This is a genomic window from Streptomyces sp. NPDC017979 (assembly GCF_044328175.1).
GTDB lineage: Bacteria > Actinomycetota > Actinomycetes > Streptomycetales > Streptomycetaceae > Streptomyces.
This window is the reverse complement of the sequence record NZ_JBIRGU010000003.1, coordinates 585,909-611,478: the sequence shown is the minus strand read 5'-3', so window position 1 is coordinate 611,478 and position 25,570 is coordinate 585,909. Positions and strand designations below refer to the sequence as shown.

15 protein-coding genes and 2 pseudogenes are annotated in these 25,570 nt (G+C 72.9%); 12 read left to right on the top strand and 5 right to left on the bottom strand.

The window, feature by feature from the left end:
• Positions 1-35: 35 nt before the first annotated feature.
• Positions 36-1,502: a PepSY-associated TM helix domain-containing protein gene (locus ACH4E8_RS12215; RefSeq protein ID WP_398446993.1), complete on the bottom strand. Its 1,467-nt coding sequence runs from the start codon at positions 1,500-1,502 to the stop codon at positions 36-38.
• 45 nt (positions 1,503-1,547) lie between these two features.
• On the bottom strand, positions 1,548-2,240 hold the full coding sequence (locus tag ACH4E8_RS12210; protein WP_398446991.1) for a hypothetical protein: 693 nt from the start codon (positions 2,238-2,240) through the stop codon (positions 1,548-1,550).
• Between the two features lie 397 nt (positions 2,241-2,637).
• Here ACH4E8_RS12210 and ACH4E8_RS12205 point away from each other — a divergent pair, with 397 nt between their 5' ends.
• The gene (locus ACH4E8_RS12205; RefSeq protein ID WP_398446989.1) at positions 2,638-3,630 is read left to right on the top strand and encodes an NAD-dependent epimerase/dehydratase family protein; all 993 of its coding nucleotides are present in this window, start codon (positions 2,638-2,640) and stop codon (positions 3,628-3,630) included.
• 50 nt (positions 3,631-3,680) lie between these two features.
• On the opposite strand, the gene ACH4E8_RS12200 is transcribed toward ACH4E8_RS12205, so the two are convergent.
• Entirely contained in the window at positions 3,681-5,861 is a 2,181-nt protein-coding gene (locus tag ACH4E8_RS12200) for an MMPL family transporter (protein WP_398446987.1), read from the bottom strand.
• 233 nt (positions 5,862-6,094) lie between these two features.
• Here ACH4E8_RS12200 and ACH4E8_RS12195 point away from each other — a divergent pair, with 233 nt between their 5' ends.
• The 6 genes from ACH4E8_RS12195 (at position 6,095) to ACH4E8_RS12170 (ending at position 14,886) form a co-directional block, all read left to right on the top strand.
• Positions 6,095-7,390, top strand: coding sequence for a sensor histidine kinase (locus ACH4E8_RS12195; protein WP_398446985.1), 1,296 nt, complete (start codon positions 6,095-6,097; stop codon positions 7,388-7,390).
• Positions 7,375-8,031 carry a LuxR C-terminal-related transcriptional regulator gene (locus ACH4E8_RS12190; protein WP_398446983.1) on the top strand — a complete coding sequence of 219 codons (657 nt, stop codon included), beginning with the start codon at positions 7,375-7,377 and terminating at the stop codon, positions 8,029-8,031. The genes ACH4E8_RS12195 and ACH4E8_RS12190 overlap by 16 nt, the downstream gene beginning before the upstream one ends.
• A 338-nt stretch (positions 8,032-8,369) precedes the next feature.
• Complete coding sequence (locus ACH4E8_RS12185) at positions 8,370-11,498, top strand: alpha-N-acetylglucosaminidase TIM-barrel domain-containing protein (protein WP_398446981.1); 3,129 nt, start codon at positions 8,370-8,372, stop codon at positions 11,496-11,498.
• A 573-nt stretch (positions 11,499-12,071) separates the two neighbouring features.
• The gene (locus ACH4E8_RS12180) at positions 12,072-12,956 is read left to right on the top strand and encodes a metal-dependent hydrolase (RefSeq protein ID WP_398446979.1); all 885 of its coding nucleotides are present in this window, start codon (positions 12,072-12,074) and stop codon (positions 12,954-12,956) included.
• Between the two features lie 3 nt (positions 12,957-12,959).
• Positions 12,960-14,081 carry a PDR/VanB family oxidoreductase gene (locus ACH4E8_RS12175; RefSeq protein ID WP_398446977.1) on the top strand — a complete coding sequence of 374 codons (1,122 nt, stop codon included), beginning with the start codon at positions 12,960-12,962 and terminating at the stop codon, positions 14,079-14,081.
• A gap of 61 nt (positions 14,082-14,142) precedes the next feature.
• Positions 14,143-14,886 (top strand): TetR/AcrR family transcriptional regulator, encoded by a 744-nt coding sequence (locus ACH4E8_RS12170; protein ID WP_398446975.1) that lies wholly within the window; start codon positions 14,143-14,145, stop codon positions 14,884-14,886.
• Between the two features lie 40 nt (positions 14,887-14,926).
• Here the strand turns inward: ACH4E8_RS12170 and pulA are convergent.
• Both pulA and ACH4E8_RS12160 read right to left on the bottom strand, forming a co-directional pair.
• Positions 14,927-17,497 (bottom strand): annotated as a pseudogene (pulA, locus tag ACH4E8_RS12165) (pullulanase-type alpha-1,6-glucosidase); the annotation flags it as partial.
• A 189-nt stretch (positions 17,498-17,686) separates the two neighbouring features.
• Positions 17,687-19,072, bottom strand: a pseudogene (locus ACH4E8_RS12160) (alpha-amylase family protein); the annotation flags it as partial.
• Positions 19,073-19,359: 287 nt separating this feature from the next.
• Here ACH4E8_RS12160 and ACH4E8_RS12155 point away from each other — a divergent pair.
• The 5 genes from ACH4E8_RS12155 to ACH4E8_RS12135 all read left to right on the top strand — a co-directional run bounded on the left by ACH4E8_RS12155 (position 19,360) and on the right by ACH4E8_RS12135 (position 25,564).
• Complete coding sequence (locus tag ACH4E8_RS12155; RefSeq protein WP_398446973.1) at positions 19,360-20,661, top strand: extracellular solute-binding protein; 1,302 nt, start codon at positions 19,360-19,362, stop codon at positions 20,659-20,661.
• 90 nt (positions 20,662-20,751) lie between these two features.
• On the top strand, positions 20,752-21,693 hold the full coding sequence (locus ACH4E8_RS12150; RefSeq protein ID WP_398446971.1) for a carbohydrate ABC transporter permease: 942 nt from the start codon (positions 20,752-20,754) through the stop codon (positions 21,691-21,693).
• Positions 21,690-22,598 (top strand): sugar ABC transporter permease, encoded by a 909-nt coding sequence (locus tag ACH4E8_RS12145; RefSeq protein ID WP_398446969.1) that lies wholly within the window; start codon positions 21,690-21,692, stop codon positions 22,596-22,598. Before ACH4E8_RS12150 ends, ACH4E8_RS12145 begins: the two co-directional genes overlap by 4 nt.
• 253 nt (positions 22,599-22,851) lie before the next feature.
• Positions 22,852-24,462, top strand: coding sequence for a glycoside hydrolase family 13 protein (locus ACH4E8_RS12140; RefSeq protein WP_398446967.1), 1,611 nt, complete (start codon positions 22,852-22,854; stop codon positions 24,460-24,462).
• A 1-nt stretch (position 24,463) separates the two neighbouring features.
• On the top strand, positions 24,464-25,564 hold the full coding sequence (locus ACH4E8_RS12135; RefSeq protein ID WP_398446965.1) for a LacI family DNA-binding transcriptional regulator: 1,101 nt from the start codon (positions 24,464-24,466) through the stop codon (positions 25,562-25,564).
• Positions 25,565-25,570 lie beyond the last annotated feature (6 nt).

Below are 25,570 nucleotides of genomic sequence, written 5' to 3'. Positions count from 1 at the left end.
GGCCGGCCGGCCCGAACGGGGCACCGGGGCTTTCGTCAGGCGCGCTTGCTGCGGGCCGCCGCCCCCAGCGCGAGGTCCACGACCAGGAACGCCGCCAGGCTGATGCCGAGCAGCGGTACGAACCAGCCGATCAGCACCGTGAGCGCGGCGAGCGCGAACAGCAGCGCGGGTGAGATGCGGCGCCAGGTGCCGCGCGGCACGGCCCGGCCGCCCAGCGCCCGGCCCTTGGTGGGCCGGCGCTGCCACCACATGCGGTAGCCCCACACGATCACCAGGACCAGCGCCAGGGCGAGGGCCGCCAGCGCCAGTTGGTTGGCGAGGCCGAGGAAGACGCCCATGTGCGCGTCGATGCCGAAGCGGGTCAACTTCGCCAGCAGGGGGTGGTCGGCGAAGCGGAGTTCGTCCATGACCCGGCCGTCCGTCGGGTTCACGGCGACGGAGTCGAGCCGGACGGGGAAGGTGGTGTCCGTCTCCTTGATCACGTAGCCGTTGGCCTCGGTGGGCAGGGTGACGGCGAGGGGGCCGTCGATCCCGGCGGTGCGGGCGGCGGCCAGCGCACGGTCGATGCCGACGTCCGCGCCCCGGTGCGCACCGCCCGCGCCGCCGCCGTGGCCGGCGTGTTCGCCGCCGCCCGACGCGCCGTCGAGGCTCGCGGAGACGGCGGGGGTGGCGCCGCCGAGTTGGTCCTGGACGGCGCCGATGTTCTCGCCCGCGTACCGGGACCAGGTCAGTCCGGTCGCGGAGAGCAGCACGAGTCCGACGGCGGTCCACAGGCCGACGGCCCCGTGCAGGGACAGGGTCCGGCGGCGGCCCTTGGCCTTGCGGTCGGGGACGAACAGGGCGCGCCGCGCGGTGCGGCGGCGGCCGATCCACAGGGCGAGGCCGCCGAGCGCGACGACCCACAGCCAACTGGCGGCCAGTTCGCTGTAGTGGCGGCCGAGTTCGCCGAGGTGCAGGTCGCGGTGGAGTTCGTCGAGCCAGGTGCGCAGCGGGAGGGCGCCGGAACTGCCGTACGAGGGCAGTTCGCCGCGTATCTCCCCGGTGTGCGGGTTGACGAAGACGGCGAGCGACTTGCCCTCTTCGACGTCGGGGGCGGCCATCAGGACCCGGGTGGTCGCGCCCGGTTCGCTGCTCGGCCACACGGCGGTGACGGTGGCGTCGGGGCGGGCTTCGCGGGCGGCGGCGACCTGGTCGGCGAGCGGGAGGACGGCGCGCGAGCGGTCGCCGTCGGGGACCGTCAGCTCCTGCCGGTAGACGATCTTCTCGGCCTGGAAGGAGAGGGCGTACAGCAGTCCGCTGACGGCGGCGACGAGCAGCAGCGGGGCGATGAGCAGGCCGGCGTAGAAGTGCAGCCGCAGGACGAGGGGGCGCAGGGCGCTCCAGCGGGAGCCGGTCGCGGCTTCCTGCTCGGCCGCGGCCTGCTGTTCGGTCTCGGTGGTGAGCGGGGGCTCGGGGGACGGTCGGTCTTCTCTGCTGCCGGGGGCAGGGGTGTCGAGGGACATGGCGATCCTGGGAGTCGATGACGACAGGGGGAAGCGACCCCCGGGTCAGACGGCTGCTCCAGGGGCCGTGGCGCGGGTGCTCGGCGGGCCGGAGGGGCGGGCCGAGCGGGCGGCGGGCGGACCGCGGCGCACCAGGCAGTGGTCGAGGAGCGCGGCGTGCGGCCGGGCGGTCGCGGTGGAGCGCCGGGGCGCGGCGCGGCGCCGGGGGTCGTCCGGGGTGGACGCGAGGGCGAGCAGCAGCCGCAGGGGCGCGAAGGCGAGGGCGCCGACGGCGCGGGCCAGTTGGAAGAAGGCCGTTTCGCCGCGGGCGAGCCACAGCGCGCAGAACGCGGCGGCCACGAGGTGGGCGACGAGCATCCCGTACCCGCCGGTGAGGACGGCCGGGTCGAGCAGCGCGGGAGCCGCGTCGGGTGCGCCGTGCGACCCCACGTCCGTCGGTACGGGTGCGGGCGCGGGCGGGTGGTGGGCTTGGGTGCGGGCGAAGAGCAGGTGCAGCGCGCCCTGGCCGACGAGCAGGCCCGTGCCGATGGCGTACGGGCCGCGGCGGCGGGCGGCGGCGAGCCAGCCGAAGACGGCGGTGCCGACGAAGGCGGGCGCCAGCGCGGACGGCGGGAGGTCGTGCCCGGAGGTGTACGCGTGCCCCGCCGCGGACAGGGCCGTGCACACCGCCGCGAAGAGCGCGGCCCTGAGGGCGCGCAGCGGCGGCCGGGCGGGAGTCACATCCGCCCATGCTGCCACTGCCGTTCCACGGGCGGAAGCGGTGGGGCGTGTCCGGGTGGCCCCGTGCCGGCGCCGCGGTCTCGCCGTGCGGCGGGCTGTGGTGTGCGCGTCCAGGACGCCCGGCGGTGCGCTGGTGGCGCCCTCCCCCGGCGCCACGGTCTCGCCGTGCGACGGGCTGCGATGTCCGCGTCCACGACGCCCGACAGTGCGCTGATGGCGCCCTCCCCCAGCGCCACGGTCCCAGCGTCACTTGGACGTCTCCGCCGTATCCCTGCGGGAGCGTTTGGTCTCTGCGGCCAGGTGGTGGGCTGCGGAGACCGACGCGCCGCGGCTTCGGCTGCGCGCAGCAGGACACGCGCGGGGAGTTGCGGAGACGATCTAGCCTCGGGACCGCGTGGCGCGGCAAGGTCGGGGGATGAAGCTTCTCATCTTGGGTGGTACGGAGTTCGTGGGGCGGGCCCTCGTGCGGTCCGCGCTCGCACGGGGCTGGGACGTCACCGTCTTCAACCGGGGCAACAGGCCGGCGCCGGAGGGGGTCACCGCGCTGGTGGGCGACCGCACGGCGGCCGACGGGCTGGCGGCGCTCGCCGCGGCGCCCGACGGGTGGGACGTCGTCGTCGACACCTGGGCGGACGCGCCGGTGGTGGTGCGGGACGCCGCGCGGCTGCTCGCGGAGCGGGCCGGGCGGTACGCGTACGTGTCGAGCTGTTCCGTCTACGCGTGGCCGGCGGCGCCGGGTTCGGACGAGTCGGCGCCGCTGGTGGACGGGGCGCCGGACGCCGGGGACGTGCCGTACGCGGAGGCGAAGCGCGGCGGTGAGCTGGCGACGTTGGAGGCGTTCGGCGCCGAGCAGTCGCTGTTGGTGCGTGCGGGGCTGTTGTTGGGGCCCTGGGAGAACATCGGGCGGCTGCCGTGGTGGCTGGCCCGGATCGCGCGCGGCGGACGGGTCACCGCGCCCGGCCCCGCGGACGCGCCCGTGCAGTACGTGGACGTGCGGGACCTGGCCGAGTGGACGCTGTCCGCGGCGCAGGCCGGGCTGAGCGGCCCGTACAACCTGATCGGTCCGCCGGGGGCGGCGTCCTTCGGGGAGGTGCTCGGGGAGTGCGTCACGGCGACGGGCTCGGGGGCCGGGCTGCGGTGGGTCGACCCGGAGCGGGTGTTGGCGGCGGGGATCGCGCCGTGGACGGACCTGCCGCTGTGGGTTCCGCCGCGGCAGGCGCCCGACGAGGCGGGGGCGCTGTACTCGCTGGACGTCGCCAGGGCACTGGCGGCGGGGCTGGAGTGTCGGCCGCTGGCGGAGACGGTGGCGGACACGTGGCAGTGGTTGCAGTCGGTGGGCGGGACGGTCCGCGGGAAGGGTGGCACGGGCCTGTCGGCGGAGCAGGAGAAGACGTGGCGGGGGCTGTGAGGGGCCGTGGGGGTCTTCCCCGCTGCGGCTCCCGCACGGCCCCCGCCCCCTCACGCGCCGCTGGCGGCGTGGGTGCGCTGCCCCGGTGACGCGGGGGCGTCGTCCTCCTCGCCGTGCTCCAGTTGCGGGAGTCGGCGCAGCAGCTTCGGCGTGTGCCAGTTGCGGTCGCCCAGCAGGGACATGACCGACGGGAGCAGCACCATGCGGACGACCGTGGCGTCCAGCAGGACCGCGACCGCCAGGCCGACGCCCATCTGCTGCATGGACTGCATGGAGAGCGTGCCGAAGACCGCGAACACGGCGACCATGATGGCCGCGGCGCCGGTCACCGCGCCCGCGGTGCGGCGGATGCCCTCGGCGATCGCGGTGCGGTTGTCCGCGCCGCGGTCGCGGGCCTCGCGGATCCGGGAGACCACGAAGACGTGGTAGTCCATCGACAGCCCGAACAGCACCACCAGCACGAACAGCGGGATCCAGCTCTCGACGGCGCCCACCGCCTCCATGCCGAGCAGCGAGGCGCCCCAGCCGTGTTGGAAGACGGCGACCATCACGCCGTACGCCGCCGCCACGGACAGCAGGTTCAGCAGGATCGAGGTCACGGCGATCACGTAGGACCGGAAGCAGAACAGCATCAGCAGGAACGTGACGGCGACGATGAAGGCGAAGACCGGCACGATGCCGCTCTTGAGCTGGTCGTTGAAGTCGACGGACTCGGCGAGCTTGCCGGTGACGCGGGCTTCGGCGCCGGTGTCGGCGAAGGCGGCGGGGACGGTGCGTTCGCGCAGTTCGGTCAGGGCGTCCCGGGAGCGCTGGTCGCTGCCGTCGCCGGGCAGCGGCACCTCGATCTCGGCGACGTCCTGCTCGCCGTGGACGGTGACGGTGGCGCCCCGCTCGCCGTCCTCCGCGAAGCGGGCGAGCGCCTTTCGCACCGGCTCCGCCTCGATGTCGTCGGCCTTCACGACGATCCGCGCGGGGTCGGGGCCGCCGGGGAAGCTGTCGGTGATCTGCTCGTACGCGACGGACAGCGGTGCGTCGGAGCCGAACAGCTTCTCCATGCCGAGCTGCTCGGTCTTCATCCCGGCCGCGGGCACGGCCAGCCCCAGCATCAGCGCGGTCCCCAGGACGGCGAAGAGCCCGGGGCGGCGCAGCACCGGGCCGAGGAGGGAGCCCGCGAGCGCCCCGCTCGACCGGGCGCCGCGCTTGCCGCGGCGACGGTTGAGGAAGGGGATGCGGCCGGCGTCGACCCGGTCGCCGAGCCAGGCGAGCAGTGCCGGCAGCACGGTGACGGACCCGAGGACCGCGATGGCCACCACCAGGATCGTGGCGACGGCGAAGCCCTTGAAGAGCATCAGCCCGGACAGGAACATGCCGGCCATGGCGAGCATCACGGTGACGCCGGAGACGAGGACGGCGCGCCCGCTGGTCGCGGCGGCGATCCGCAACGCGGTCTCGGCGTCCCGGCCCGCGGCCCGCTCGTCGCGTTCGCGCCGCAGGTAGAAGAGGCAGTAGTCGACGCCGACGGCGAGCCCCATCAGGAACATCACCGAGTACGTGGTCTGGAACACGTGCAGCTGGTGGCTGGCGAGGGAGAGCAGTCCGAAGGCCGCGGCGCACGCGGTCAGCGCGAGGCCGACGGGCAGCAGGGCGGCCACCACCGCGCCGAAGGCGACCAGCAGGATGCCGAGGGCCAGCGGTACGGCGGTGAACTCGGCCTTCTTGAAGTCTTCGGCGAGCAGGTCGTTCAGCCACTTCTCCGCGCTGGCGTCGCCGAACTGGTGGACCTCGACGCCCTCGCGCCCCCGGCTCGCGTCCCGTACGGCGTCCAGCACGGGCTGGACCCGGTCGGCCGCGGTGTCGGATGCGCCCGCCATCTCGAAGCGGAGCAGGGCCTCCTTGTCGTCGGCGGAGGCCAGCGGCGCTTCGATCGCACTCGTCTCGCCGGTCTTCTCGATCGCCGCGGCCAGCTCCCGCGCCGGCTCCCGCCAGCCGCCGGCGGTGTGGCTGCGCACCAGGACGAGTTCCCCGGCGGGTGCGTCGAGCCGGGCGTCCTCCAGGATCTCCTGGGCCCGGGCGGAGTCCCCCGCGCCCTGTTCGGAGTCGGTCATCTCCACCGTGCCCGCGGCACCGCCGAGGACGGTGGCGAGCACCACGAACAGGAGCCAGCCGACGACTGCCGTCTTGCGGTGGTGGGCGCTCCATACGCCGATCCGTGCGGCGATATTGCGTCTCATGGTGGTTTCGCTCCCCACGTCCTGCGCCGATTAGGTCGCCCTTGACGCTAGGCAGCGCGAGCGGCGCCCCCCAGCCGGCTCAGCCCCCTGTGCGGAGCCAAAAGGCGAGGCCAGGGGGGTGGTGCTAGCACCACCCCCGATTCGGTGGCGGGGCCCCGTGCCCGGGCGGCGGCGACGTCGGACACTGGACGGGAAGCATGGGAAGAGTGATCGGGACGGAAGTGGAGGGCCGCATGGAAGCCACACGGTCGACGCGGGTGACGGTGGCGGAGCGCGGGCGCGCGGCGGGGGCGGCGGGGCTCCGGGGACTGGGCCTGGCCCTGCTGGCGCTGGTCGGTTCGATCACGCTGTTCGTGCTGTCCGTGGTCTCCATCGTGCTGATCCCGATCGGCGTGGGGGTGTTCACCACCCCGGCGGTGCTCACCTTGGTGCGGATGCACGCGGGGCAGCGCCGGCTGCTGGCGGCCCGCTGGGCGCAGACCCGGATCCCCCCGGGCTACCGCCCCTTCCCGCGCGATCTGCGGACGGGGATAACGGGCCAGGTCGAGCGCTGCACGCTGCTGTTGAAGGACCCGGCGACCTGGCGGGACCTCCAGTGGCTGCTGGTGGACATGACGGCGGGCGCCGTGGTGGCCCTGCTCGCCGTCGGGGTGCCGCTCCAGGGCGTGTTCGGGCTGCTGCTCGGCGCCGGCCTGTGGTCCCCGCTCGTCGCAGCGGAGGGGACGTACTGGTACATGTTCGTCCCCGTCACCGGCTGGGGTACGGCGGTCGTCGCGGCCGGCGTCGGCGCGGTGTTCCTGGCCGCGGGCGTACGGCTGGCCCCGGCCCTGGTCGGCGCGCACTTCCGGCTGACCTCCGCCGTCCTGGCGCCGAACCGGCAGGAGGAGTTGGAGCAGCGCATCGACCGGCTGACGGAGACCCGGCACGACGCGGTGGACAGCTCGGCGGCGGAGCTGCGCCGCATCGAGCGCGATCTGCACGACGGGGCGCAGGCCCGGCTGGTCGCCATGGGCATGAACCTGAGCACGATCGAGGCGCTGATCGAGAAGGACCCGGCGAAGGCGAAGGAGTTGGTGGCCAAGGCGCGCGAGTCGTCCGCGGACGCGCTCACGGAGCTGCGGGACCTGGTGCGGGGTATCCATCCGCCGGTGCTGGCGGAGCGCGGCCTCGGGGACGCGGTGAAGGCGCTGGCGCTGCGGCTGCCGGTGCCCACGGAGGTCGACGTGGAGTGCACGGGCCGGATGGCGGCGCCGGTGGAGTCGGCGGCGTACTTCGCGGTCAGCGAGGCCCTGACGAACGCGGTGAAGCACGCGGACGCCCGGCGGATCTGGGTGGACGTCTCCCACGAGCAGGGTTCGCTGCGGATCGCGGTCACGGACGACGGCCGGGGCGGTGCGTCGATCGGGGCGGGGTCCGGCCTGAGCGGGGTCGAGCGCCGGCTCGGTACATTCGACGGCGTCCTCGCCGTCAGCTCTCCAGCGGGCGGCCCCACCATGGTCACCATGGAGATCCCTTGCGAGTTGTGCTAGCCGAAGACCTCTTCCTGCTGCGGGACGGGCTGGTCCGGCTCTTGGAGGCGTACGACTTCGAGATCCTGGCGGCCGTGGAGAGCGGGCCCGAGCTGAGCCGGGCGCTCGCCGAGTTGGAGCCGGACGTCGCCGTCGTCGACGTCCGGCTGCCGCCGTCCCACACGGACGAGGGCCTCCAGTGCGCACTGACCGCGCGCCGGGCCCGGCCGGGGCTGCCGGTGCTGGTGCTCTCCCAGCACGTGGAGCAGTTGTACGCGCGCGAGTTGCTGGCGGACGGCAACGGCGGCGTGGGCTATCTGCTGAAGGACCGGGTCTTCGACGCGGAGCAGTTCGTGGACGCGGTGCGGCGGGTGGCCCGCGGCGGCACCGCGATGGACCCCCAGGTGATCTCGCAGCTCTTGTCCCGGCGCGCGAAGGACCGCCCGCTGGGCGGGCTGACCCCGCGCGAGCTGGAGGTCCTGGAGCTGATGGCCCAGGGCCGGTCGAACGCGGCGATCGCCGGGCAGTTGGTCGTCACCGAGCGGGCGGTGGCCAAGCACACCTCGAACATCTTCGGCAAGCTGGGCCTGCCGGTGTCGGACGACGACAACCGAAGGGTGCTGGCGGTCCTGGCGTACCTCGACCACGGCGCGCAGGGCTAGCGCGGAGAGCGCGCTTGCCCGTGCGCGGTCGCCCTGCGCTTCGACGTCTGCGGCCCGGTGGCGGGCGGGCCGCTCAGGTCCTCCCGCGTGCCGAGAGGCCGGGCGCGGCGTCGCCACGCCCGTCGGCGTCGTCGCCCGGACCGCACGCGGCGAGCAGTGCGACGGCCACAACTGCCGGTGGCGTACGGGCCGTACGCGGTGCGCCGGCCCCCGTCCTCGTCCCCATCCGGCCACGGTGCCCCCGGAGCACCGTTGCAAGGGGCCGGACGCCCGGTAACCTGCGCCACGCACGCATCTGTTGTGACGTGGATTACATCGTTTCGCGCAGAGGAGCGCCGATGTTCGAGCCGTCGAGACGTACGGTCCTGGGCACCGCGGGAGCGATCGGAGCGAGTGCGGCCCTCGGTGGCCGCGCAGCCGCCGCCGATCACCTCACCCCCTCCGGCCAGGCCCCACCACCGACCACCGTCACCACCACCGGATCCACCGACCGCGCCGCAGGGCTGGCCGCCGCCGGCGCCGCCCTGCGCCGTCTCCTGCCGCGCCATGCGGACCAGTTCCACCTGAAGGCCACGCAGGGCCCGGAGCGGTTCGCCGTGACCGGCTCCCCGGGCCGCATCGAAGTCGCCGCCCCCTCCCCCGCCGTCGCGCTCACCGGGGTCCACTGGTACCTGAAGTACGCGTGCCGGGCGCACGTCTCCTGGTCGGGCAGCCGGCTGGACCTGCCCGACGAGTTGCCGGCGCCGGGCGCAGGGCTGGAGCGCTCGGCGACGGTGCCGCACCGCTTCGCGTACAACGACACGCACGACGGTTACACCGCCCCCTACGCGGACTGGGCGCGCTGGGAGCGGCTGATCGACGTGCTCGCCCTGCACGGCTGCAACGAAGTCCTGGTGACCCCGGGCCAAGAGGTCGTGTACCACCGGCTCCTGAAGGACTTCGGCTACTCCGACCTGGAGGCCCGCACCTGGCTGCCGGCGCCCTCGCACCAGGCGTGGTGGCTGCTCCAGAACATGAGCGAGTACGGCGGCCCGGTCTCGCCCGAACTGCTGGCGCGCCGCGCCGAGCTGGGGCTGAAGATCGCGGAGCGGCTGCGCGAGCTGGGCATGCGGCCGGTGCTGCCCGGGTACTTCGGCACCGTGCCCGACGGCTTCACCGAGCGCAATCCGGGGTCGCGGGTCATCGCGCAGGGCACCTGGAACGGCCTGCCCAGGCCGGACTGGCTGGACCCGCGCACCGCCGTCTTCCCCAAGGTCGCCGCCGCCTTCTACCGGCACCAGGAGGAGCTGTTCGGGGCGGCCGACCTGTTCAAGATGGACCTGCTGCACGAGGGCGGCAGCGCCGGTGACGTACCGGTGCGGGACGCGGCGCGCGCCGTGGAGAAGGCGCTGCACACCGCCCGCCCTCAGGCGACGTGGGTGATCCTCGGCTGGCAGTCCAACCCGCGGCCGGCGCTGCTGGACGCCATCGACACCCGTCGGGTGCTGATCGTCGACGGCCTCTCCGACCTGGACACCACCGTCGACCGCGAGAAGGAGTGGGGCGGCGCGCCGTACGCCTTCGGCACCATTCCCAACTTCGGCGGGCGCACCACGATCGGGGCGAACACGGACCGCTGGACGGAGCGGTTCACGCTCTGGCGGGACCGGCCGGGCAGCGCGCTGGTGGGCACCGCGTACATGCCGGAGGCCGCGGAGCGCGACCCGGTCGCGTTGGAGCTGTTCAGCGAACTGGCGTGGCGCGAGGAGAAGATCGACCGGGCGGCGTGGTTCGCGGAGTACGCCCACGTGCGCTACGGCGGGCAGGACGCCGCGGCGCGCACCGCCTTCGCCGCGCTGGCCGCCACCGCGTACCAGCTGACCAGCACCGACGGGCGACCGTACGACTCGCACTTCCTGCGCAGGCCGAGCCTGACGTCGTCCATCGGCACGGCGTTCGACCCGGCCGGCTTCGACCGGGCCTTCGCCGCGCTGCTGGAGGTGGACGGGGAGCTGCGGGACGGCGACACCTACCGGTACGACGTCACGGACCTGGCGCGGCAGGCGTTGGCGAACCGTTCGCGCACCTTGCAGTTCGCCCTGCGGGCCGCGTACGCCAGCAAGGACGTGGTGGCGTTCAAGGGCGTGGCCGCGGTGTGGTTGAGGCTGATGCGGCTCGCGGACACGATGGCCGGCTGTCACCGGGCGTTCCTGCTCGGGCCGTGGCTGGAGGACGCCAAGCGGCTGGCGACCAGCCAGGCGGAAGCGGTGGAGCTGGAGCGGACCGCGCGGGCGCTGATCACGACCTGGGCGGACCGGCCGGCCGCGAACGCACTCTCCAATTACGCCAACCGCGACTGGCACGGCCTGATCGCCGATGTGCACGTGCCGCAGTGGGAGGAGTACCTGACGGAGCTGACGGCGGCGCTGGAGCAGGGTCGGGCGCCCAAGTCCTTCGACTGGTACCCCGTGGAGGAGGCGTGGACGAAGGAGCGCCGCGCCTATCCGACCCGGCCCACGGGGGACGCGCACCGCACGGCGCTGCGGGTGCGCGACGCGCTGGCGACCGCGCCGTACCAGGGCGCGACCGCGGTGACGTTGGACCCGCCGGTCTTCCGGCCCGGCAGCCGGGGCGAGCTGACGGCTACGTTCCGCAACCTCAGCGGGCTGCGGGCCACGGGCCGGGTGGACTTCACGCTCGCCGCCGCGGAGCTGTCCCCGGAGGCGCCGGCGGGCCGCTCGCTGCCGGGCGTGGCCGCGGGCGGCAGCGGCGCGGTCCGCTGGCGGGTCACCGCGCCCGGTGACGCCCTCACCGAGCCGCTGCGGGCGCTGCCGTACCGGCTGACGGTGCGGTACGGGCCCAAGGGCGAGGACGCGGCGCCCGTCACCCAGGTCGGCGAGGTGCACGTCGCCGCGCCGCTGGCGGCGGAGTGGCGCACCTACGCCAACAACGCGGCCGTCTTCGGGCAGCTCGGGGACCGGCTGGCGATCAACGGCGCCGGGAACGACCTGTGGCGGGGCACCGCGCACTTCGGCACCGCGTACCGCAAGGGTCTGTTCACCCCGGGCACCGCGGTCACCGTCCGGGTCGACTCCCAACACAACACCAGCAGTTGGGCCCGGGCCGGGATCGTCGTCCGGGACGACCTGGCCCGCCCCGGCGCGACCGGCTTCGTCAACCTGGCGGTGACGCCGGGCCAGGGCGTCGCGCTGTCGTACGACTCCAACGGCGACGGCACCCTCGACGTGTACCGCCGCATCACCGGCGTGCGCGCGCCGGTCCTGCTGCGGCTGACCCGGGGCGCGGACACGGCCTTCACCGGCGAGCTGTCCACGGACGGCGGCGCGACGTGGCGCACGATCGCCACGGTCTCGTCGCCGGGCGCGGCGGGCGTCCAGGACGTGGGCGTCTTCATGACGGCGGCGAGTGGAGGGAGCGGGGCGCGGGGCACGGCCGCGTTCAGCGCGTGGAGCGTGACGCAGGCGTAACCCTCCGTCCTCCGGTGCGGATGAAGCAACCTCCGCACCGGAGCCCCTGCGGTTGCCCTAGCGGGCGCGGTGCCGCCGTGACCGGCGCGCTCTCATGGCGTCCGCGCCCCAGTGGCGGCTGGCCGCGCCGCTCACGGCGCCTTCCGGGCAAAGGGGCCCTTCAGTGCCGCCTGACGTACCCGCCTTAGCCCCACAGGCACATTGATCTCTGCGGGCAGTCTGTGGCTTGTCGCGCAGTTCCCCGCGCCCCTGTTTCGCTGCCCCCGTCCTTTGTCTGCGAGCTGGGGCAAGGGGTAATGGGATCCGGGCCGCGGAGACCAATGCACAGCAAGCGAAACAGGGGCGCGGGGAACTGCGCGAACAACCCACCACCGGGCCGCGGAGACCAATGCACTCGCAGGGAAACGGCGCGGTCAGGTGGTACAGGGGGCGGAGCTCCGCAGACAAGCACCGCCGGGCCGCACCATCGCGCCGCGCCCGCTGGGGCGACGGGCACTCGCGCAGGAGCCTCCCGCGGAGGAAAGCACGCGCACGCATCTGGTCGCGCGCTTTACCCGTCAGTACATTGACGGCATGTCTAATACGCAGCCCGCTCCGGTCGCGTCGGAGCACGTCGAACTCAAGGCCCGCAAGGTCTCGTTCGACTGGGCGGACTCCCCTCTCCACTGGGTCCCCGGCGACCCCTTCACCACCCACACCATCAACGTGCTCCACCTGCTGCTCCCCGCCGGGGAGCGATGGTTCATCCACGTCTACAAGCAGGTGCTGCCGCTGATCGAGGACGACCGGCTGCGCTCGGACGTCATCGGCTTCATCGGGCAGGAGGCCGTCCACTCGCAGGCCCACGACGACGTCCTGCCGCACCTCAAGGCGCTCGGGCTGGACCCCACCCCGTACACCGCCCAGGTGGACTGGATGTTCGAGAAGCTGCTGGGCGACCGGACGCTGCCGCCCGGGCGGGCGCGCCGCTGGTGGCTGCTGGAGCGCGTCGCGCTGATCGCCGCGATCGAGCACTACACCGCGTTCCTCGGCAACTGGGTCCTGAACGCCGAGGAGCTCGACCGGCGCGGCGCCGATCCGATGATGCTCGACCTGCTGCGCTGGCACGGCGCGGAGGAGGTGGAGCACCGGTCGGTCGCGTTCGACCTGTTCACCCACGTCGACGGCGGCTACGGGCGCCGGGTGCGCACCTGGGCGAGCGCGTTCTCCACCCTCGTCTTCCTCTGGCAGCGCGGCGTGCGGTTCTTCATGGCGAACGATCCGCTGCTCACCGACGGCAAGGCGTCCTTCGGACAGTTCCACCGGGCGGGCCGGGCCGGGGTGTTGCCGGCCACCGGCGACATGCTCCGCTCCGTCCCCCGCTACCTCGGCCGCGCCTACCACCCCTCCCAGGAGGGCAGTACGGCCCAGGCGGTGGCCTATCTGGCGACCTCGCCCGGCGCGAACGGGGGCCGCTGACCGATGGCGCCCCGCCCCCTGACCCTGGCCCTGGCCGCCGGCGCGGCCGGTGCCGCCGCACTCGCCAAACGGGCCGCCCGCCGCCGCATCGAGCGCTCCCCGCTGTGGCCGATGCCCGCGCTGGCGGAGCCCGTCTCCGGACAGGGCCGGGCCCGCGGCATGGCCCCGGTCGCCGGCCGGGGCGCGACCGCCGCACGTCGGCTGGCCCTCGTCGTCGCCGAGCGGACCGAGCCCGCCGACGGCGTCGTCCAACTGCGGTTGGAGGCCCCGGACGGAGCGCCGCTGCCGCCCTGGCAGCCGGGCGCCCACCTCGATGTCGTCCTGCCCTCCGGGCTGGTGCGCCAGTACTCGCTGTGCGGCGACCCGGCCGACGCCGGGGCGTACACGGTGGCGACGCGCCTGGTCGAAGGCGGCCGGGGCGGCTCGCGCGAGGTGCACGAACGACTGCGCGACGGGGTGCGGATCGAGGTCCGCGGGCCGCGCAACCGCTTCCCGCTGGTGGCGTCGCCCGCGCACCTCTTCGTCGTCGGCGGCATCGGGATCACGCCCGTGCTGCCGATGCTGCGGGCCCTCGCCGCGGCCGGCGCCGACTGGCGGCTGCTGTACTGCGGCCGGTCGCACGCCTCGATGCCGTTCCTCGACGAGGTGGAGGAGTTGGGTGCGGACGGCGGGCGCGTCACGGTCGTCGCCGGGGACGCCGACGGCCGGCCGACGTTGGACTTCCTGACCTCGGTGAGCGCCGAGACCGCGGTCTACTGTTGCGGGCCGACCGGGCTGATGGACGCCGTCGCCCGACTGCTGCCCGAGGGCCGGGCGCTGCACCTGGAGCGGTTCGCCGCGAGCACCGACGTGGCCGCGCCCGGCGCCGCCTTCGACGTCGAACTGCACCGTTCCGGCCGGGTCGTGCACGTCGAGGCCGACCAGTCCGTGCTGGCCGCGGTGCGCACCGCGCTGCCGGACGTGGCGTACTCCTGCCAGCAGGGTTTCTGCGGCACCTGCCAACAGACCGTGCTGGCCGGCGAGGTGGACCACCGCGACGACCTGCTGACCGACGCCGAGCGGGACGACTCGATGCTGATCTGCGTCTCGCGCTGCCGCGGCAGGCGCCTGGTGCTCGATCTGTAGCGGTCCTGTGTGGGTTACCCGTAGAACACGTGCACGGAGGGCAGTCGGTACGCTGGTGGACATGACGACCGGGGTACGCCGCAGGATGGGCGTCGAGGAGCGCAGGCAGCAGCTGATCGGCGTGGCGCTGGACCTCTTCAGCGCCCGCTCCCCCGACGAGGTGTCGATCGACGAGATAGCTTCGGCCGCCGGCATCTCCCGACCGCTGGTGTACCACTACTTCCCGGGCAAGCAGAGCCTTTACGAAGCGGCGCTGCGCCGGGCCGCCGACGACCTGGCCGGCCGGTTCGTCGAACCGCAGGAGGGGCCGCTCGGCGCCCGACTGCTGCGGGTGATGCGCCGCTTCTTCGACTTCGTCGACGAGCACGGGCCCGGCTTCTTCGCGTTGATGCGCGGCGGCCCGGCCGTCGGCTCGTCGCGGACCACCGCGATGATCGACGAGGTGCGGCAGGCGGCGTACGACCAGATCCTGGCGCACCTGCGGGTCACGGAACCCCCGGTGCGCCTGGCGCTCGTGGTCCGCTCCTGGGTCTCCCTCGCCGAGACGACGGCGCTGCTGTGGCTGGACGGCCGGCGGATTCCGCGCGCCGAGTTGGAGTTGAAGCTGGTGCACGACTTCGCGGCGCTGTGCGCGGTGAGCGCGGCGTACGACGGCGAGACGGCGGCCGTGATCACCGGCGTGCTTCAGGACGAGCCGGTGGACGGCCCGTTCGCCGATCTGCTGGGCCGGCTGATGGCCCTGGTGCCGGCCGACCCGCCGGCCGACCCGCAGGGCGCGACGGGCCAGGTGCCGGCGCCGCGCTGAGCCGTGGCCCGGGCCCTCGTCGGGCCCGGGCCACCGTCGTTCACCTGCTGGTGAAGACCGCCACCGTGCGCGCCGGGACGGTGAAGGCGCCCGCCTGCTGCTCGTACGACGAGGTGGCCGTCGTACGGTCCGCCCCCCGGGCCTGGACGGGGTGCAGCCGGTAGGCCGTGCCCGCGAGGGACGGCACCTGCTGCGTCTGCCGCTCGGGCGTCGCGTTGAAGACGACGACGAGGTCGCCCGCCTTCATCGTGATCACTCCGGGCGTCTCGGCCGGCCCGGACAGCGGGAAGGAGACCGACCGCTGCACCTGCTCGGCGGTGGCCCGGCTGAACGCCGGCTCACCGGTGCGGATCGCGAGCAGGTCGCGGTAGGCGGCGGACGCGGCCCCGACCTGCCGGCAGCCCGCGGTGATCCCGGGGGTGGCCAACAGCGGTCGGGCCCGGTCCCACTTGCCCCGGTTGTCGGCGGCCGGCGGCAGCCCGCGGCCGAAGCCGTTGCCCTCCCGGCAGTCCCACCGGATCGCGTTGAACCAGTCGCCGCTGTCGTACGAGTTGCGGTCCAGCGACTTGGAACGCAGCAGGTCGGTGCCCGCCTGGGAGAGCGTCGGGCCCTGCGACAACAGCGCTGCGGCGAGCGCCACCACCTGCATCCGCGCCCGGTCGTCCGCGGGCGTGGTGCGCGGCAGCTTGAAGGCGAGGGCGTCGTACAGCGTCTCGTTGTCGTGGGCGTCGGAGTAGGCGACGGCGTCGCCGGGCGCCGCCGCGTACCCGGCCGGGACGCCGTTGTAGTCGACGTCGGAGCCCCGCACGGTGCGCCCGCGGCTGTCGGTGAAGGCGTACGACGCCAGGTTGCCGGTCAGCCCGACCTTGATCAGGTCCTGGTAGTGCAGCAGCCGGGCCCGCTGCTGCGCGGGGGTGCCGTTGTCGGCGGCCGGGTTGGGGTCGGTGAACAGCCCGGAGGCGAAGCCCTGGACGCCGGGGTCGTCGTCGAAGGGCCCGCCGCCGCGGATCGCGTCCCGCGCGCGGTCGGAGAAGGTGGCGATCCCGGTGCCGGCCAGGTGCTTCTGGGTGGCCTGGACGAAGCGGGCGTCGTCGGCGACCTCGCCGAAATTCCAGCCCTCCCCGTACAGCAGGACCTTCTTCCCGTCGACGCCGTCGCGGGCCGGGGTCAGCGCGTCCAGGGCCTTGCGGACGGCGAGCACGTTGGCCTTCGGGTGGTGGCCCATCAGGTCGAAGCGGAAGCCGTCGACCTTGTACTCCTTCGCCCAGGTGACGACGGAGTCCACCACCAGCTTGCCCATCATCGCGTGCTCCGGCGCGGTGTTGGCGCAGCAGGTGGAGGTGGCCACGCTGCCGTCGGCGAGCAGCCGCTGGTAGTAGCCGGGCACGATCTTGTCGAGGACGGACTTGTCGTCCTGGCCGCTGGCGACCGTGTGGTTGTAGACCACGTCCAGCACGGTGCGCAGCCCGTTGGCGCTCAGCGCTGCGACCATCTCGCGGAACTCGACGGTGCGGCGGGTGCCGTCCGGGTCGGTGGCGTAGGAGCCCTCCGGCACGGTGAAGTGCAGCGGGTCGTAGCCCCAGTTGTACGCGTCCTTCGCCGCCGTCTTCGCGATGCACGCCTGCTGTTCGGCGGAGTCGGGGGCGTGCGCCGCAAGGTCGCAGGGCGGTTGCTGCTGGTCCTGTCGGCGCTCGGGGATCGTGCCGATGTCGAAGACGGGCAGCAGGTGGACGTAGGACGTGCCGCTGGCGGCCAGCGCCTTCAGGTGCCGGGTGCCGGCCGAGTCGCGGTCGGCGAAGGCGCGGTAGGTGCCGGGGTGGTCGGCGGTGGGGTCCGCGACGGAGAAGTCCCGGACGTGCAGCTCCTGGATCTGGGCGTCCCGCAGCGGCACCGCGGGCGGCTTGCGCAGCGTCCGCCAGCCGGCGGGTGCCAGCTTCGGGTCCTTGAGGTCGACGGCCAGGCTGCGCCGGGAGTCGGCGGTCAGGGCGGTGGAGTACGGGTCGGTGACCTCGTTGACCACGGTCCGCTGGACGGCGGGGGCGAAGACGGTCACGCGGTAGCGGTACGGCTTGCCGGCCCAGGAGCGCGGTCCGGCGGCCGACCAGACGCCGGACGCGTCGTCGCGGCGCATGGGCACGGCGCGGCCGTCGAGGTCGAGGGAGACGGTGGTGGCGGTGGGCGCCCACACGGAGAGGGTGACGCCCCGCTTCGTGAAGACCGGCCCGAGGGCGGCCTTGGTGGCCTTCGCCGCGTACAGGTCGTCGAGGACGCCCGCGGTCTGCACGCCGGTCGCGGCGAGCAGCACCCCGGAGGCGTCGCGTTGGGTGGCGACGAGTTGGCCGCGCAGGGCTTCGGGGGCCCTTCTGGCGTCGCGGGCGTCGACGGCGAAGGCCGGCTGGTCCTTGAGGTGCGGGTACTTGGCCCTCTGCGCGTCGGTGAGGGCGGTGGGCGTCAGCCGCAGGTGGCGCCCCCGGTCGCTGAGGTCGCCGTCCGTGACGGAGACCGGTCGCCCGGTCGCGTACACCAACTGCTCGCTGGTCGCGCCCGTCGCCGTGACGCGCCACACGACGGTGGTGCGGTCGATCCACTGGGCTTCGGCCTTGCGGAGGTCGAGGGCGGTGGCGTCCGTCGGGGCGGCGCTCGGGGTGACTTCAGGGGTGGCTGCGAGCGCTGGTGCGCCGGGCAGCAGCCCGACCGTCAGCGCGGCGACGAGGGCGACGACGCCGCGTCGTGTCCGTCCGTTGCGGACCACGTGTCACTTCTCCTTGGCTAGTTGCTCCGGGGCGGGGGGCGTCGCTCAGGTGCAGGTGCGGGCGCCGGTGTGCAGGGCGAGTGCGGTGGACGGCGCCAGGGTGGCGGTGAACTGCCCGGACCCGTTCACGTTCACCGGGCGCTTCGTCTGCACGTCGCAGTACGTGCCGGGCGCCAGCGACGTCTGGAAGGTCCGGGTCAACGGCGTGCCCTGGTGGTTGATGGCGACGTACGCCTTGGCGCCACGGCCGAAGGCGATCCGGTCGCCGCCGTCGTCCCACCAGTGGGTCACCGGCTCGCCGCGGGCGGTGTTGCGCAGGGCCACCATCGAGGAGATCTCGGGCCACGCGTGCTGGCACTTCCACCCGTCGCTCCAGCAGGCCCGCACCGCGCCGTCGTTCGGCGGGCCGGCGTCGCGGTCGGTGAACTCGTAGCCGGAGTGCACGTCGGGCGTTCCGTAGGGCCAGGCGAGCATGAAGACGGAGGCGAGGGTGTAGGCGGCGCCGTCCTTGTACGAGAGGGTGTCGCCGCCGCGTTCGGTGTCGTGGTTGTCGACGAAGACGGCCGCCTTGCCGGACTCCAGGTAACCCCAGCCCTCGCCGTAGTTCTTCAAGTACGCCAGGTTCTCCTGCTGGAACACCCGCTTGAGGTCGCGGGCGTAGCGGAACTCCTGGACGTCGCCGTTGCCGAGGTACTCGGCGGGTGAGACGGCCTCGCCGTCGCCGTGGATGGTCTCCTGCTTCCAGTAGGCGTCGGGCTTGGTGAGCCGGGCCTTGATGTTCGCGAGGTCGGCGGCGGGCATGTGCTTGGCGGCGTCGATGCGGAACCCTTCGACGCCGAGGGAGAGCAGGTCGTTGAGGTAGCGGGCGATCCGTCCGCGGACGTACTCCTCGCCGGTGTCGAGGTCGGCGAGGCCCACCAGTTCGCACGACTGGACGTGCCAGCGGTCGCGGTAGTTGCTGATGGGGTGGCGGCAGTCGTCGAAGTCGAAGCCCGAGTAGATGCCGGGGTAGTCGTACTTGGTGTAGCGGGAGCCGCCGGTGCCGGTGCCGTCGCCTGCGGCCATGTGGTTGACGACCGCGTCCACGACGACCTTCACGCCGGCGGCGCGGCAGGTGTTGACCATGGCGGCGAAGGCGGCGCGGTCGCCGAGCCGACCGGCGATCTCGTAGCTGACGGGCTGGTACGAGGTCCACCACTGCGCGCCCCTGATGTGCTCCTGGGGCGGGGAGACCTGGACGAAGCCGTATCCGGCGGGGCCGAGTTGCTCGGTGCAGGCGCGGGCGACGGAGTCGAAGCGCCACTCGAAGAGGACGGCGGTGACGTCCTTGGGGCCGGGCGGTGCCGCCTGTGCGGCGGGGGCGGGGGCCGCGACGGCGAACGACGCCGCCGCGACGAGGGCGAGCACGGCGGACAGGGGTCTGCTGCGGGGCATGTCTCCTCCTGAAACTTTTCGCAACTCCTTCTGCAAGAACTTGTCGTTTCTTGCAGTAACTCCGCCGCCCCGCCTGGCAGCAGACCGTAGAAGACGCCCTGAAGGACGGTCAACCCCCGTGCCTTGACCACGAAATCCTTAGGACACGGGGAGGTTACGACCTGGACACCGAGCCTGATTTCTTTCTGCAAGGTCTTTCGTAAAGTCTTGCAGGACTGTTAGCTTCTCGCCGCAGCAGCCAGGCCCGTTGAGGACTGGCAGGTCCTGACCTCAATGAGGAGTTCACGATGCGCAAGGGCATGACGGCCACCGCGATAGCGGGCGTACTGGCGCTGACCCTGACCGCGTGCGGCGGCAACGACGGCGGTTCCGGCGACAGCAGCGGCAAGAAGGCAGCCGAGGACCCGCAGGGCGTCTCCGGCTCGATCACCTGGTGGGACACGTCGAACGAGGCCGAGGGGCCGACGTACGACAAGCTCGTGGCCCAGTTCCAGAAGGAGTACCCGAAGATCAAGGTGAACCGCACCTCGGTCTCCTTCGACCAGGCCGAGCAGAAGTTCAAGACCGCGGCCCAGAACGGCAAGGGCGCGCCCGACGTGATCCGCACCGACGTCGGCTGGTCGGCCGGCTTCGCGAACCTCGGCTACCTCCAGCCGCTGGACGGCACGCCCGCGCTCGACGGCGTCGACGACTTCCTGCCCGGGCCGCTGTCCACCGCCAAGTGGCAGGGCCAGACCGTGGGCGTTCCCCAGGTCACCGACACCCTGGCGCTGCTGTACAACAAGGAGGTCTTCGCCGAGGCCGGCATCAGCAAGCCCCCGGCCACCTGGGACGAGTTCATCGCCACCGCGAAGACGATCAAGGAGAAGACCGGGGTCACCGGCACCCAGCTCAACCCCGAGGGCTACTTCTCCCTGCCGTTCCTGTACGGCGAGGGCGCGGACATGCTCGACGTGGACGCCAAGAAGATCACCGTCAACAGCCCAGAGGCCGTCAAGGGCATGGCGACCGCCCTGAAGCTGGCGCAGCCCGACGTGGCGCTCAAGCCCGCCACCACGGACGGGTACGTCGCCGCCCAGACGTCCTTCAAGGACGGCAAGATCGCCATGGTGATCAACGGCCCGTGGTCGGTCTCCGACGACTACAGCGGCAAGGCGTTCAAGGACAAGGCCAACCTCGGCATCGCCAACATCCCCGCCGGCCCCTCGGGCAAGGCCGCGGCCCCCATCGGCGGCCACAACTACTCCGTCTACCGGGGCTCGAAGAACAAGGACGCGGCGTACCTGTTCGTGAAGTTCATGGCGTCGGCCAAGAGCCAGGAGCTGACCGCCAAGGAGATCAACACGCTGCCGACGCGGAAGTCCGCGTACACCGCGGAGGTCACCGCGGACCCGGCGAAGAAGGCGTTCCAGCAGGCGCTCTCCATCGCCAGGTCCCGCCCGGTGATCCCCGGCGTCGGCGACCTGTTCGTCGCCTTCGACCAGCACTACGTGAAGGTGCTGCGCGGCGACGCCTCCCCCGAGGAGGGATTGGACGCGCTCGCGAAGGAGTGGAACACCAAGCTCCTGAAGGACTACAAGACCGGCTGACCCGCCCCGGCCCGGCGAGCGTTCGCCGGGCCACCGACCGCGCAACGCCCGACCCCAGGGACGTTGGGACGTAGGGACGTACGGAGACAGATGAGCACCCTCATAGTCAGGACCAGACGGTCCTTCACCACCCACTGGTACGCGTGGGCCATGGTCCTGCCGGTGGTGGTCGTCCTCGGCGTGCTCATCGGCTATCCGCTGGGCCGCGGGATCTACCTGTCGTTCACCGACGCCAACGAGGCCAACATCGGCCGCACCATCGGCGACTTCGAGGTGCCGTCCTCGTACTCCTTCGTCGGGCTGGAGAACTACTGGAACATCCTCTCCGGCCAGGAGGGGTCCTTCTACCCGCGGCTGACGTGGACCGTGCTGTGGACGCTGAGCTGCGTGCTGCTGCACTACGGGATCGGGCTCGGGCTCGCCCTGCTGCTCAACCGGCGCATGCGCGGCCGGTCGCTGTACCGGGTGCTGCTGGTGCTGCCGTGGGCGGTGCCGGCGTTCGTCGCCGCGTTCGCGTGGAAGCTGATGTACAACACCGACAACGGGGTGCTGAACGCGCTGCTCGGCAAGGTGGGCGTGGCCCCGGTCGACTGGCTCGGCGACCCCTTCGTGCAGAAGCTGTCCGTCATCGCGGTGAACACCTGGCTCGGGGTGCCGTTCATGATGGTCGCCATCCTCGGCGGGCTCCAGTCGATCCCGCGGGAACTGCACGAGGCGGCCGAGATGGACGGCGCTTCGCCCTGGCAGCGGTTCGTGCACGTGACGCTGCCGGGCCTCAAGCCCGTCAGCACCACCGTGGTCCTGCTGGGCACCATCTGGACCTTCAACATGTTCCCGATCATCTACCTGGTCATCGGGCAGGCCGGCGGCACGGAGAGCGAGATCCTGGTGACCTACGCGTACCGGCTCGCCTTCCAGGGCGTGCGGGACTACGCGGGGTCGGCGGCGTACGGCATCGTGATCCTCTCGCTGCTCCTGGTGTTCTCCGTGTTCTACCGCGGCATGCTCAACCGTCAGGAGGCCGCCAAGTGAGTGCCGTCGAGAAGTCCCCGACCGTGCGGGTCGAGCCGCGGGCGGTCGCACCCGTCGCGCCGGCGCGGCGGGTGCGCGGGCGCGACGAGCGCTCGCGCGGCGCGTCCCTCGCCCTGCACGCCACCCTGGTCACCGCCAGCGTCATCGCCCTCTTCCCGGTCGTCTTCATCGTGCTCGTCTCGGTCCGCGGGGAGAACGGCTGGACGCACCCGATGGAGCTGGACGGCTTCACCCTCGCCAACTACCGGCACCTGCTGGGCGAGACGGAGTTCGCGACCTGGTTCCTGAACTCGGTGCTGATAGCGGGCGGGACGATGCTGGTGGGCGTGTTGATCGCGGCCAGCGCCGGTTACGCGGTCTCCCGGCTGCGCTTCCCCGGCCACCGGTCGCTGATGTGGACCTTCCTGGTGTGCCAGATGTTCCCGGTGGCCGTGCTGATCGTGCCGCTGTACAACATCCTCGGCGAACTGGGGCTGCTCGACAGCTACGGCGGTCTGATCGTCACGTACTGCTCGGTGTCCGTGCCGTTCTGCGCGTGGATGCTCAAGGGGTACTTCGACACCATCCCGACCGAGATCGACGAGGCGGGGCGGATGGACGGGCTCACCCCCTTCGGCACCTTCTGGCGGCTGATCGTGCCGCTGGCGCGGCCGGGGCTGGCGGTGACGGCCTTCTACACCTTCCTGACCGCGTGGAGCGAGGTGGCGTTCGCGACGTCCTTCCTCAGCAGCGAGGGCAAGTACACGCTGGCCGTCGGCCTCCAGACGTTCGTCGGGCCGCACCGCGCCGAGTGGGGCCTGATGACCGCGTCCTCGGTGCTGATCATGCTGCCGGCCGGGCTGTTGTTCTTCTTCGCGCAGCGGCACCTGGTGGCCGGACTGACCGCCGGCGGCACCAAGGGCTGAGGGGGCCGGCGCGGGCGTTGGCGTATCCACGCCAGAACGGCGAACGGAGCGTTGAGCACCGGCCGACGGGGCAGAACATCCCTGTCCATGACGGCGCAGACGCGCCCACATCACTACAGAAGACAACAGGCGACCGCAGAAGACCACAGATAACCGTAGACGACCACAGACGATCACAAACAGCTACAAACGACCGCAGGCGTCAGCACACACCCGCACGACACTGCTTGTGACGACTTTCAAGGGAAAGCACATGACCCAGGAGCTCGCTCCCACCCTCCGTGACCAGTCCGCCGCCCCCTCGGCCGGCTGGTGGCGGGACGCCGTCATCTACCAGGTGTACGTGCGCTCGTTCGCCGACAGCGACGGCGACGGCATCGGCGATCTGCGCGGCGTCCGCGAGCGCCTGCCACACCTCGCCGACCTCGGCGTGGACGCCGTCTGGCTCACCCCCTTCTACGCCTCCCCCCAGGCCGACGGTGGCTACGACGTCGCGGACTACCGCTCCGTCGACCCGCTGTTCGGCGAACTGTCGGACGCGGACGACCTGGTCCGCGAGGCGCATCGGCTCGGCCTGCGCGTGATCGTCGACATCGTGCCGAACCACACCTCCGACCAGCACGCCTGGTTCCGCGCGGCCGTCGACGGCGGCCCGGACGCCCCCGAGCGCGCGCTGTACCACTTCCGTCCCGGCCGCGGCCCCGACGGCGACCTCCCGCCGAACGACTGGGAGTCGGTCTTCGGCGGCCCCGCCTGGACCCGCACCGACACCGGCGACTGGTACCTGCACCTGTTCGCCCCCGAGCAGCCCGATCTGAACTGGGAGCACCCCGCGGTCCGCGAGGAGTTCGATTCGATCCTGCGCTTCTGGCTGGACCTGGGCGTGGACGGCTTCCGCATCGACGTGGCGCACGGCATGGTGAAGGCCGAGGGCCTGCCGGACATCGGGCTGCGCGAGCAGGCGAAGATGATCGGCGCCCAGGTGCTGCCCTTCTTCGACCAGGACGGGGTGCACGAGATCCACCGCTCCTGGCGGCTGCTGCTGGATTCGTACGAGGGGCAGCGCATCGGCGTCGCCGAGGCGTGGGCGCCGACCTCCGAGCGCCTCGCGCTCTACGTGCGCCCGGACGAGCTGCACCAGGCGTTCAACTTCCAGTTCCTCACCTGCGCCTGGGAGGCCGCCGCGATGCGCCAGGTGATCGACTCCTCCCTGGCGGCGACCGCCTCCGTCGGCGCGCCCACCACCTGGGTCCTCTCCAACCACGACGTGGTCCGGCACACCACGCGGTACGGCGGCGGCGCGCAGGGGCTGCGGCGCGCCCGTGCGGCGGCGCTGCTGACGCTGGCGCTGCCCGGGTCCGCGTATCTGTACCAGGGCGAGGAGCTCGGGTTGCCGGAGGTCACGGACCTGCCGGACGGAGTGCGCCAGGACCCGGCCTTCTTCCGGGGCGACGGGCAGGACGGGCTGCGGGACGGCTGCCGGGTGCCCATCCCCTGGTCGGGCGCGGCCGCGCCGTACGGCTTCGGGCCCGGCGCGAGCTGGCTGCCGCAGCCCGCGGCGTGGGCCGGCCTCTCGGTCGAGGCGCAGACGGGCGACCCGCGGTCGACGCTGGAGCTGTACCGCTCCGCGCTGGAGCTGCGCAAGGAGCTGCCGGGCCTCGGGGACGGCGCACTGGAGTGGCTGCCGGCGCCCGAAGGGGTGCTGGTGTTCTCCCGCCCGGGCGTGGTCTGCACGTTGAACACCCGCGCGGAGGAGGTCGAGCTGCCGGTCCCGGGCCGTCCGGTGCTCTCCTCGGGGGCGTTGGAGTTCGGCGGCGGCGCGGTGCGCCTGCCGGGCGAGACGTGCGTGTGGTGGGCAGTCTGAGATGCGCCCGGTACAGTCCCATCCCGTGACCGCACCCGCACGACTGGCCGACATAGCTGCCCAGGCGGGGGTCAGCGAAGCGACGGTGAGCCGCGTCCTCAACGGAAAGCCCGGAGTCGCCGCGACCACCCGTCAGTCCGTCCTCGCCGCACTCGACGTGCTCGGCTACGAGCGCCCGGTGCGGCTGCGCCAGCGCAGCGCCGGACTCGTCGGGCTGATCACCCCGGAGCTGGAGAACCCGATCTTCCCCGCCCTGGCTCAGGTCATCGGCCAGGCGCTGACCCGCGAGGGCTACACCCCCGTGCTGGCGACCCAGACGCCGGGCGGGTCGACGGAGGACGAACTGACCGAGATGCTGGTGGACCGGGGGGTCTCGGGCATCATCTTCGTCTCCGGGCTGCACGCCGACACCACCGCCGACATGGGGCGGTACGAACAACTGCGCGCCCAGGGCGTCCCCTTCGTCCTCGTCGACGGGTACTCCCCCAAGGTGCAGGCCCCCTTCATCTCGCCGGACGACCGGGCGGCGATGCGGCTCGCGGTGACCCACCTCGTCTCGCTGGGGCACACCAGGATCGGGCTGGCCCTCGGGCCGCAGCGGTTCGTGCCGGTGATCCGGAAGATCGAGGGGTTCATCGAGGTGGTCCAGGAGCAGTTGGGGCTGACCACCGAGACGATCACCACCGAGCTGGTGCAGCACTCCCTCTACACCCTGGAGGGCGGCCAGGCCGCGGCGTCGGCGCTGATGGACCGGGGGTGCACGGCCGTGGTGTGCGCCAGCGACATGATGGCGCTGGGCGCGATCCGGGCGGCCCGCCAGCGGGGGCTGGAAGTGCCGGACGACGTCTCCGTCGTCGGCTTCGACGACTCCCCGCTGATCGCCTTCACGGACCCGCCGCTGACGACCGTCCGCAAACCGGTGCCGGCGATGGGGCAGGCCGCGGTGCGCACGCTGCTGGAGGAGATCCAGGGAAACCTTCCGCCGGCCCCTAGGGGTTCCGCTTCGGCTGCTTACAGTGAGTTCGTCTTCATGCCCGAGCTGCTCGTACGGGGCTCCACGGCGTCCGCGGCCCCGGCGGCCGATTCCGGTGGACGCGTGTGACCAGGG

What these genes read in the sequence shown, in the direction of transcription:
- ACH4E8_RS12155 (WP_398446973.1), top strand. Translation starts at nt 19,360, where the DNA reads ATGCGCAAGGGCATGACGGCCACCGCGATAGCGGGCGTACTGGCGCTG.
- ACH4E8_RS12135 (WP_398446965.1), top strand. Translation starts at nt 24,464, where the DNA reads ATGCGCCCGGTACAGTCCCATCCCGTGACCGCACCCGCACGACTGGCC.
- ACH4E8_RS12195 (WP_398446985.1), top strand. Translation starts at nt 6,095, where the DNA reads ATGGAAGCCACACGGTCGACGCGGGTGACGGTGGCGGAGCGCGGGCGC.
- ACH4E8_RS12170 (WP_398446975.1), top strand. Translation starts at nt 14,143, where the DNA reads ATGACGACCGGGGTACGCCGCAGGATGGGCGTCGAGGAGCGCAGGCAG.
- ACH4E8_RS12140 (WP_398446967.1), top strand. Translation starts at nt 22,852, where the DNA reads ATGACCCAGGAGCTCGCTCCCACCCTCCGTGACCAGTCCGCCGCCCCC.
- ACH4E8_RS12185 (WP_398446981.1), top strand. Translation starts at nt 8,370, where the DNA reads ATGTTCGAGCCGTCGAGACGTACGGTCCTGGGCACCGCGGGAGCGATC.
- ACH4E8_RS12180 (WP_398446979.1), top strand. Translation starts at nt 12,072, where the DNA reads ATGTCTAATACGCAGCCCGCTCCGGTCGCGTCGGAGCACGTCGAACTC.
- ACH4E8_RS12215 (WP_398446993.1), bottom strand. Translation starts at nt 1,502, where the DNA reads ATGTCCCTCGACACCCCTGCCCCCGGCAGCAGAGAAGACCGACCGTCC.
- ACH4E8_RS12175 (WP_398446977.1), top strand. Translation starts at nt 12,960, where the DNA reads ATGGCGCCCCGCCCCCTGACCCTGGCCCTGGCCGCCGGCGCGGCCGGT.
- ACH4E8_RS12205 (WP_398446989.1), top strand. Translation starts at nt 2,638, where the DNA reads ATGAAGCTTCTCATCTTGGGTGGTACGGAGTTCGTGGGGCGGGCCCTC.
- ACH4E8_RS12150 (WP_398446971.1), top strand. Translation starts at nt 20,752, where the DNA reads ATGAGCACCCTCATAGTCAGGACCAGACGGTCCTTCACCACCCACTGG.
- ACH4E8_RS12200 (WP_398446987.1), bottom strand. Translation starts at nt 5,861, where the DNA reads ATGAGACGCAATATCGCCGCACGGATCGGCGTATGGAGCGCCCACCAC.